At 42.3% G+C, this 563-nt stretch carries 2 protein-coding genes; both read right to left on the bottom strand.

Annotated elements, in window-relative coordinates:
• Positions 1-129 precede the first annotated feature (129 nt).
• The gene (locus tag Xind_RS19740) at positions 130-342 is read right to left on the bottom strand and encodes a hypothetical protein (protein ID WP_187650969.1); all 213 of its coding nucleotides are present in this window, start codon (positions 340-342) and stop codon (positions 130-132) included.
• Between the two features lie 2 nt (positions 343-344).
• A partial coding sequence (locus Xind_RS19735) for a hypothetical protein (protein ID WP_187650968.1) occupies positions 345-563 on the bottom strand: 219 nt, incomplete at its 5' end.

The raw sequence follows: 563 nt of genomic DNA, 5'->3' as shown, positions 1-563 counted from the left end.
GGGTCATAAGAAGTCGCCCTTTTACGATAATATTCGTAATCTTCTTTACATTCAGCGGCGAATTGCATTGGTGTAGTCATATCCATACCCTCAGAATTAAATTGTTTATTTGGAATGAGCTGGAGTTAGTTACTTGATTAATATGTCATTAGCTGCACCTTGTAATTCACTACGGTGCTCACTAAATGATTCCATTAATTGCGTGAACAATTCTCTAACGCTATCTGGCATATCGGAGTTTGACGCAATTTGATACGCCATTGACAGCGCTTGCTCTGCATTTTCTGCAGATTCGTGTTTCTGATGCGCTAATGCTATTTCTTTTCTTTTAGAATAATTCATATTCACGCCCTCGCAGTAACCTCACCCGACGCCAGTCTACGGCGGGATTTGGTTTTGGTTGAAACTCGCTCTATTGACGGGTCGCTATTCACTGCCGTAATGAAGCTGGTTAATGCGTTAACAGTGTCGCGTTCCTGTTTGGTAATGCGTGATTTGGGTTCGCGGTTCGACCAGAATGCTTTTTTCCGTTGCTTTTGTAGTTGCTTCTGCGCCTGATTAAT

Origin of the sequence: Xenorhabdus indica (genome assembly GCF_014467235.1) — a bacterium.
Taxonomy (GTDB): Bacteria; Pseudomonadota; Gammaproteobacteria; order Enterobacterales; family Enterobacteriaceae; genus Xenorhabdus; species Xenorhabdus indica.
This window is presented reverse-complemented; position numbering and strand designations above follow the sequence as displayed.

Bases quoted from the DNA above. Each gene is read 5' to 3' on its own strand.
- Xind_RS19740 (WP_187650969.1), bottom strand. From the start codon at position 342: ATGAATTATTCTAAAAGAAAAGAAATAGCATTAGCGCATCAGAAACAC.